A 9,152-nucleotide genomic window follows, 5' to 3' on the forward strand; every position below is an offset into this window, starting at 1 on the left:
ATTGAGCGTCGGAGTAATTTTTTATGTTTTCGTATTTCATAGAGTGGAAAATAATATAATTTAAAAAACAAACAAGAAAAATCCATAATCAATTAAAAAAATATTGATTTCGCAAGAGGCCTATTACTCGAACAAAGCGCAGATTTCGCTGTCGGTTTTTTTGTCTAAAATCATAGGATTTCCCGCGGTGATGCATATTTTTTCTATATTTTCAACGCATTCGTCAACTAATTCCCGCCAATTCCAACCGCTTTCAAATCTTTCGGCTTTTTCTATGCTTGGAGCGGTTGCGGGATTTGGCGGAACAAAAAGCGTACAGCAGTCTTCGTAAGGACGTATTGAAATATCAAACGTCTTGATTTTTTTAGCGATTTCAATAATTTCATTTTTGTCCATACAGGCGACAGGACGCAGCACAGGCATATTTGAAACTGCGTTTATTGTGTGAATACTTTGCGGCGTCTGCGAAGCGACCTGACCTATGCTTTCTCCGGTCGCAATTACCGAGATTCCATAATTTCTGGCGGCTTTATCGGCAATTCTCAGCATCATTCGCCGCATTACGGTCATTGCATAATTTCGTGGAACTTTCTCAAAAATTTTTTTCTGAAGTTTGGTAAACGGCACAAAATATAAATTCATTCGTTCTTTTGGTAAAAAATGCGATAATTTTTCGGCGATATCAAAAACTTTCTGTTTTGCTTTTATTGAGGTATGCGGCGGCGATTCAAAATGCAGGCTATTTACAACTAATCCGCGTTTTATAAGCAAAAATGCAGCGACGGGAGAGTCAATTCCGCCTGAAAGCATAATTAATGCCTGTCCGTTTAATCCTGCCGGAAGCCCGCCCAAAGCCGATATTTTTTTTGCCGAAACTATTGTGTAATGCGGTTTTATTGTTATTGAAACCACTTTATCGGGATTTGAGATGTTAAAATTTACTTTGTGGTTATCCGCAACAAAATCAGCAACAAATTTTGAGATTTCGGGACTTTTCATATCAAAGTTTTTGTCGCCGCGTTTGGCGCTGAACTTAATTTTTTCATTTTCACCGATTTCTTCACGGACAATCAGTAAAGCGTTTTTGCAGATTTCATCCATATCGTTTTTGCAGAGTTTTCCCAAAGAATACGAATTGATTCCGACTATTTCGTCTAATTTTTTTGCGACGGTTTGCCAATCGGTTTCTTTTAGCTCAATAAGTAAATGGTCGTCCGTATAGTTATAAGTAATATGCAGATCGGCGGTTTTTTTGGCGAATGTTTTAACTATCTGTCTTACAAACGCCATTTTGTTTTTACCTTTCAAAAATACTTCGCCGAAAGTTGCGTAAATAACGTCGTATTTCACGGTTTTTTTCCAATTTTAGACAACAATTCCGCTTGTTTATTTTCTAATTCGGCTATTTGTTTTTTAAGATCGCGATTTTTTTTACCGGATTGAAAATTATCAATAACCGCTATAACCAATCCCGTAAATAATCCGATTATAAACGCTGTCGCGACAAATAAAATAATCGGATATTGAGGTGTTTGCCAAAATAAAAATTTAAGCGTAGCCGTTTGAACTATAAACTGTTCTTGCAACATAGTAATAGTCAGTGAAAATACGACAACAATAATTATTAAGGTGTAAATTATCGTCCATATAGATTTAGTTCTCATAATGCCGTAACCTCTCTGCCTAAAACGCTTACCCGTCCTTCTTTTTTGAGTCCGTAAATTACTCCGAACAAATCTGATTCGCTGACACTCGAAAGTTGTAAAAGAACTTTGTCTATTGTAGTTTTTCCGCCGTTTTCATCAAGATTTTTAATAACCGCTTGTTCGTATTTGTACTCAATTCGGTTTTCGTTTTTCATTTCGGCTGTGTGCATTTTTTGCACTTTCGCTCCGATTTCACACAAAATTTCCTCGTATTTTTTCTCGCCTTTAACATAAGTAGCGTTTTTATCTTCGGTTCCGGAATTTCGCATAAACAGCACCCCCAAAAGATTATCGTTGTCCAAAATATTCATATACAAAACATTCAAATCTTCTTTGTCTTCGTATTTTATTTTGGTATTTTTGGGAAGTTTTGAATTTGCAATCGCTTCGTTTACAGACTTCTCTACGAGTTCTTTGTCTTTGTTCCAAATCGCAGAACCGCGATAGTGGCGTGTTTTATCGACAAAGAACACATAAAACGTCTTTGAAAATCCGGGTTCAAACGGCTCTATAATTTTTTCTTCACTCAAACCCAGACCTTTTATCGCACAAATTGAAACGAGCCCTGTGAGCAGTCCGACACCCGAAAGCAGCGTTTGTTTTTTGCCGTTTTTGTCTATAACTTCGATAGGGAATATCAAATGCCCCGAAATTTCAAGCCCGACCAGCACTTCACCGTCTTTGAAATTTCCTATCCATTTATCGCCGACCGAAACAATCTTCGTGTTGAGTCCCAAGTTTTTGTTTGCCGATGCGGCGGTCATTATATCGGATTCTATAGTCGATAGAAACCAGTATTTTTTTGCGTCGAGGTTTTTGGTTTTTATAAGATATTGCGCCAAAATATACCCGCATTTGTCACCGTCCAAAACGTATATATCGTCATCTTTTTTGCTGTAATAGAGCAGAAATCCTCTGTCGCCGTCACCGTCCACGGCGATTGCAAAAACGCTTTGAGCGGGGGATTTTCTTCCTTCGTCAAATATTTTTTTAACGGTTAAAATGTGTTTGTCGTATTCTTTGCCGCTGTAAAATTCCGTTCCTTCTATTTCGGCTACGCCGACGCCGCGGTTTATATTGTCGCCGACGCATTTTTCATTGACGCTTACGTATTTCGCACCCAGATTTTCCAATACTCTTCTTCCGATTGAATCGGTCGCGCCGTTTGCAGAGTCAAAAATCAATGTTATGTCTTTCAGTGCGTTTTTTGTTTCATCGCCAAGTATTTCTTCCATCCAGTTTACGCCGTCTATTTCGGCGTCGTATTCGGTAATTTTTCCACTTGCTTCTGCAGGTATTTTTTCTACGCAGCAATAGTTATACATATACGCCGAAAGTACAAAATCGCCCAAATCGCCTTCCGGAACTAATTTTTTGCCGTCAATAAAAAACTTGATTCCGTTTTGATTGCTGGGATTGTGCGAAGCGGTCAAACACGCGCCGGCTCTGTGTCCGAGCGACAAATTTTTCCAGGGAATTATCGCTGTCGGCACAACGCCCAAATCAAGCGCGTTTAATCCGGCTTTGGCAAAACCGCTGCGAACCGAATTATTTAAAATCCAGTTATAAGCCAAATCGCGTCCGTCGTTTCCGATTACGGCGGTGTCGCCGATATTAACGATTTTTTTGTCCAAAAGAACTTTTGAAAACGCAAACGACGCAATTTCTACAAGACTTGGCGTAAATGCATTGTCTTTGAGTAAATCGGCTATAAAATTTTCTTTTGTCTGCGTCACGACTTTTCCGCGAACTCCGTCTGTTCCCATAAAATTCACTCGCGCCATAGTAAATGCGGTATCTATTTTTTCATGTTCCTGCAAATTCGACGATAAATACAGATTTACCGCTTTTGACAAATCAATGCAAACGGCGTTCGGATATTTATCAAGCCAATCGCCATCAAGCAGAGCCGATGCCGCTTTTTCGTCTGTGATAAGTTTGTTATTAATGTCCGACGCCGCATTGTCGGAAATTTGTTTTGCACTTGGAAATCCTCCAACTACAAACTTCTTTTGTTTCGCCAAATTTTCAAGTTTCACCCGATTTTTAGCGACAAAACTCTCAAAAGCTTTTATATCCATAAAATACTCCTTTTATTATTTAGAAATTATATACAATATTTGTCGTCCGCTCTATTTTCACATTTTAATTGAGAATCTCTTTTCCTTAAAATACAATATTGCATTTCTATAAAAATCAAAAGTTAGAGTTAATTTCTCAAAAAATAAAGTATTTTAATCATAAGCGATAAACATTAAAACAGGTAAAGACAACCCGAAAATGAAACTGATTCTCGCGCCGCTTCAAGGAATTACTAATTGCGTTTTTCGCAGGATTTATCATAAACATTTTCCGTATTTTGATTGTGCGGTTGCGCCGTTTGTTTCTCCAAACGCTGCCGAAAAATCAGGCGGTGCGCTTTTTCACGATTTACTTTTGAAAGAAAATGAAAACGGCATATCGCTTGAACCGCAGATTCTTTTGAACAATCCGGATGTTTTTTATCCGTTTTTGGACAAGATTTATAATTTGGGGTATAAAAAAATTAACATAAATATGGGCTGTCCGGCGCAGATTGTCGTCAAAAAAAATAAAGGCAGTGCGCTTTTGGAACGTTTGGATTTAGTAGATTCTATATTAAAAAGAATGTCTGCCGACAGCCGATTTGAATTTTCGGTAAAACTTCGATTGGGAGTTATATCCAAAGACAGTATCTTTGATGTTTTGCCAATAATAGAAAAATACGAACCGAGTGAAATAATTCTTCATCCGCGAACCGCTCAAATGCAGTATTCGGGAAACGCCGATTTGAAAAAATTTGAGGAAGTCGCGCAAAAAACGACGATGAAGATTGTTTATAACGGCGATATTTTCTCAATTTCAAAATATCAAAAAATAAATTCGCTTTTTTGCGGCGGAATTTCCGGCGTAATGATCGGACGGGGAGTAATTGTAAATCCGTTTTTGAGCGGTTTGATAAAAGGGAAAGGATACACAAAAAATCCAAAAGAAAAGATTCGCCTGTTTGTTGACGATTTATTAGAAGAATACGAGAAAAAGTATTTCGGCGAGATTCCGGTTTTGGGGAAAATGAAAGAATTGTGGAGATACTTGCGGTTTTCGTTTGAAGGCTGCGATAAGTATGTGAAAAAAATTCTGAAATCCACTGCGATTTCTTCATATCGAAAACATTCGGACGAGGTTTTTGAAAAAACAAGTTTTTGCGAATTTCCAAACGTCGATAACATAGATTACTGAAAATGGCGGAGTTGTAAACCGTTAAGAAACAAATATATAAAAAATAATTTCCCGCTTGGACAGTATCGCTCTAAATACGGCGAACAAAGGTAAATTTTATAAAAAGTCAATAAATTTTAAGCAAACTCTATAAAAAAAATTACAGAGTACCTGTGGTGACCGTTCAACGCTGTATCGTCATTGAGAACCAATTTGTCGGCAAAGCAATCCGGTAGTCGTACCATCGCCCATTGTTTGTTTATAGATTGCTTCGTCGTTACACTCCTCGCAATGACGAATTGCCGTTACTCACTCTTTTCATCGTCATTGCGAGCGAAGCGAAGCAATCCAGTTACCACGTTACCGTCTAACTCCCAACTTCGTCGAATACTTATATGTTTTCCCGCTTGCGCTTTTGGCTTCAGCGATTATAAGATACACGCCGTTCGCAACATTTCTGTTGGCATTATTGGTCAAGTTCCACAATATATCTTTGTCATTTCTACTCTTGGATTCAAACACCACATTACCTGTATTATCATAAACGACAAGATTCACCTGCGCCGATTCCGGGGTCTTCACTATAAACTTTGCAGACTGAGAAACAACTGCCTTCTCAAGTATTATTCCGTACTTTCTGTCGGATTTCTGCGGTTTGGCAATTGCAGTTTGTCCTTCGCGAAGGTCGGTGGTGAAAGTAACGATTAAATCACTCACCTTCAATGTTATTTGTCCGTCTTCGGGTTTGTAGTTTTGTGCGATAATATCACTTACCTTTACGGCAACATTATATTCTCCGTTTTGAAGATAATCATGTACCGTTAATGCGTTACCGTCTCTTACAGAACGAGAAGCCTGAGAATTTTCTCTTGGAGTAATCTCAAACTTCGGCTCTCCGCTTGTAAATGAATTTGTCTCGTTATCCGTTTCGCCTGTTGTCGTATCTGTCGCAAAACCGGAGTATCCTATCATTGTTTTTAAGATGTCAAACACACTGCCTACCGAATCTATACCGCTTCTTTTAACAGAAACCACGTCGGTTATCTCTTTTTCATCATCCTCCGGATCTTCTTCGTATTTCTTTTTCGTCAAAGCGACATTAAGCGGCTTCTTTACTATTTCGTAGGCAATCGTATTGTTAGTCAAAACAAAATTGTTACGAATCGCCTGAGATTCTATTTCCACCGAAGCCTTATACAGTCCGTCATATACGCCTACCGCCGCTTGCCCGCCGTAAACCAGCAAACTAAGAGTATCGTATTTCTCTTCCCCCGTTTTAATCTTTGCTGTCGGAGCCTGAACCATCTTGTTATACACAAACGGTCCCGTATTTTCCCATTCTACCTTAATGTCCTTCTTAACGATAACATACGGTGTAGTATTACCAGTTAAGGTTATGTTGGCGTTAGGAGTCGTCAATATCGCTTCTGCATAATAAGTCCCGACGTTTATGCTCTCAAAATAAGGCGCAGCCTTTACCGGAAATGCAGGGTCGGTGCTTACGGCTGTCGGCACCTGTTGCTCGCCGTTATAAGTAAATGTCGTATTCTGCCATGTTACCAGAATAACTTTAGGATTGACGGTGTATTGCGCTATATTGCCCGTCAAAATAATGTTTGTATCGGGAGATACCGCTTCGGCGTTATAACTTCCGATATTTGCCTGTCTTGTTTCCGGTTTTACATCTATGAGAAATCTTGAGTCGCTACTTATCGGTGTAGGCGCCTGTTGTTGCCCGTTCCACAAAAGCGTCGTGTTATACCAGTTTATCGAAATCTTTCGCTTTGCGATTGTAAAATTCAATTCTCTTTCGCCAAGGTATTCATATTCGTCTTTGCCTGTTATCGTTGCGGTTGCTGTTCCCGCGTTTACGTTGTTTTGATACTTGGCGTCAAAGTTTACTTTCTCGTATAATTTAACCCACGTGCCGCCAGAAAGAAGTTCTACAGTTCCAAGCGTCTTTTCCGTGTTGTCATAAACGTATTCTATTTCGGACAAACCGACTCTGTCGCCGCCATATACCGCATAAAGCGTGATATCCTGCACTACTCTGTCGGTTGAGAAATTCCACGGATATTTACCGTCAACGTCTTTAAACCAGCCGAAAAATACATTGTCCTCTTTTTCAGGGTTAGCGGCGAGTTTGCCGAGCAATTCGTAATAGTTTACCGTGACTGGCGGCGGAGTTGTCGTGCCACCTTGCGAATTAAACGTTACCTTGCATGGTATCGGAATCCATTTTGCCCAATACTCTCTGGATCCTATACTTTTATTAGGTATTTCCATAACAGGTGAGCCGGAAAATTCGGCGTTGTCAAACCATCCGCCAAAGGTATAGCCTATTTTTGTCGGCGATTTAAGCGTAATTGTCGGACTCTCGTATGTATAACTTGCAGGATTTGGATTACCGTCTTCATACGTCCCATCGTACATTTCGTACTTTATCGTGTATGTTTCAGGTGTCCATTTGGCGTAAAGTGTAGTATTTGCTGTTACTTTGTCACTGCTAAAAATCCATTGATTACTGCATCCTGACTCTTTATACCATCCGCCAAAGGTATAACCAGGTCTTGTCGGGTTGCCGGGTAATGTGGTGATTGTCGAGTTGTCGCGAATCCCTTTTATCTGACTTGAACTCGTCAACGAACCGCCAGTACCGTTTACGTTTAATGTTACAGTCCAAAAGTATGTTACAATAATACGGGCTACACCGTGTCCGCCGTCGGAACCTTTCCCGCCTTTATTATAAAACTCACCGTAACCACCACCACCTGTGGCTGCCTGACGGTCACTCTTTCTGCCTCCTAAACCTCCCGGGCTATAAGAACCTTCTGTTAATGTTCCGGCATTACCACCTAAACTGCTTTTACCATGATCATGGTCTTTACGACCTTTTGCCCCCCTACCTCCCTCTACCGATTGCCAATTTGCTTTTGTTATTCTTGATGTATTCGGATTATCGCTTGTCGTTCCGCCGGCTCCGCCACAATTCTCCAGATCATTACGATTGTCTGCTCCACCGCCTTTACCACCGTTCGCAGTAATTGTTATACCATCAACGGTAATCTTTGTTTCCTTACCACTATTTCCTGCATATCCGGCTGCAAAATTTGAACCATTCGAAGAATTATACGCACCGCCTGTCCCGAGCCCACCTACACTTATACTGATGGCAGAGTTTCCTTTCACATTGAATTTTGCATAAGTCGCCGACCCGCCTCCGCCGCTACTGCCGGTTCCTTTATAATCTTTACCAAAAGGATGCCAATGATGCCCGCCCTGTCCGCCGCCGCCACTGCCAACGAGATAAGCCTCAATTTCCGCCGAATCGGTACACGTGTAACTGTAATTAGTGTAACCGTTGTCAGTTGTGGCATAATATGATTGGTCATGATTCGCCGCATTCCCCGTTACACACAATGCGGCTATTGCCAATGCCGCCGCTTTTAGAAATTTGCCTTTGTTTTGCATAAAGCGCTCCTTGTTTAAAACATTTCTGATATTTATTACTCTCTTTTTCATTTGATTTTCCTCAAAGTATCTTATTTGTTATTGGCTGAGAACTCGTATTTTTTGAGAAATTTTTGTGCATGGCGGTGGAATAAGTTGAGCAAGTTTGTGAAAAGTATAAATCACAAATTTTCGCTTATATGCCGATATAGGTCTATATATATGTAATATATATAGTATAAAGTTTAATGTGTGTCGTACGCTATACGAGAGAGATAGAGAGAGAGAGAGAGAGAGAGAGAGAGTACAATCCGTCTGCCGCCGCTGTCAAGGGTTTTGTTAATATTTGCAAAAATTCTTTCATTTTGTTTCTTTCTCTGTTTTCATCACGTTGGGCTGCCGAATAATCAATTTATATAAAAATAATATTATTTTTGCAAGAAAGCAAGAAAATCTTATAAAAGCATATCTTTTATCTAAAACTCTCTGACATGCGATTTTAAATTTTCAAAAACAGATTCGGCGCAGGCGGGACGAGAAGTCGGGCTTTCGACTACCACCGTCGTATTCACGTTACCGCGCGGAAAAAAATCTCCTACTACGCGAAGCCAGCGCGGCGAAAGATTTTTGGTAAGTTCGTCAAAAATAAAATTTATCGCTCTTTCGTGAAACGTTCCGATGTTTCTAAACGAATTAAGATACAGTTTCCATGATTTTAACTCTACGCATTTTTTATCAGGCAGGTAATAAATTTCGATT

At 39.8% G+C, this 9,152-nt stretch carries 6 protein-coding genes; 1 reads left to right on the forward strand and 5 read right to left on the reverse strand.

Annotated elements, in window-relative coordinates; translation table 11 throughout:
- Positions 1 to 123: 123 nt before the first annotated feature.
- From thiI to LBH98_03805, 3 genes are read right to left on the reverse strand one after another with little or no spacing between them, the layout of a single operon-like run.
- Positions 124 to 1,350, reverse strand: a complete 1,227-nt coding sequence (gene thiI / locus LBH98_03795) for a tRNA 4-thiouridine(8) synthase ThiI (protein ID MDR0303880.1) — start codon at positions 1,348 to 1,350, stop codon at positions 124 to 126.
- Complete coding sequence (locus LBH98_03800) at positions 1,347 to 1,664, reverse strand: LapA family protein (GenBank protein ID MDR0303881.1); 318 nt, start codon at positions 1,662 to 1,664, stop codon at positions 1,347 to 1,349. Before LBH98_03800 ends, thiI begins: the two co-directional genes overlap by 4 nt.
- The gene (locus tag LBH98_03805; protein MDR0303882.1) at positions 1,661 to 3,787 is read right to left on the reverse strand and encodes a hypothetical protein; all 2,127 of its coding nucleotides are present in this window, start codon (positions 3,785 to 3,787) and stop codon (positions 1,661 to 1,663) included. Before LBH98_03805 ends, LBH98_03800 begins: the two co-directional genes overlap by 4 nt.
- A 199-nt stretch (positions 3,788 to 3,986) precedes the next feature.
- Between LBH98_03805 and LBH98_03810 the strand changes: the two genes are divergently transcribed.
- Positions 3,987 to 4,964 carry a tRNA-dihydrouridine synthase family protein gene (locus tag LBH98_03810; protein ID MDR0303883.1) on the forward strand — a complete coding sequence of 326 codons (978 nt, stop codon included), beginning with the start codon at positions 3,987 to 3,989 and terminating at the stop codon, positions 4,962 to 4,964.
- 339 nt (positions 4,965 to 5,303) lie between these two features.
- On the opposite strand, the gene LBH98_03815 is transcribed toward LBH98_03810, so the two are convergent.
- Together LBH98_03815 and queF are read right to left on the reverse strand one after the other, a co-directional pair.
- Entirely contained in the window at positions 5,304 to 8,414 is a 3,111-nt protein-coding gene (locus tag LBH98_03815; GenBank protein MDR0303884.1) for an InlB B-repeat-containing protein, read from the reverse strand.
- 455 nt (positions 8,415 to 8,869) lie between these two features.
- On the reverse strand, positions 8,870 to 9,152 hold a 283-nt coding region (gene queF, locus LBH98_03820; GenBank protein ID MDR0303885.1), incomplete at its 5' end, for a preQ(1) synthase.

The organism is Chitinispirillales bacterium (assembly GCA_031254455.1).
Taxonomy (GTDB): domain Bacteria; phylum Fibrobacterota; class Chitinivibrionia; order Chitinivibrionales; family Chitinivibrionaceae; genus WRFX01.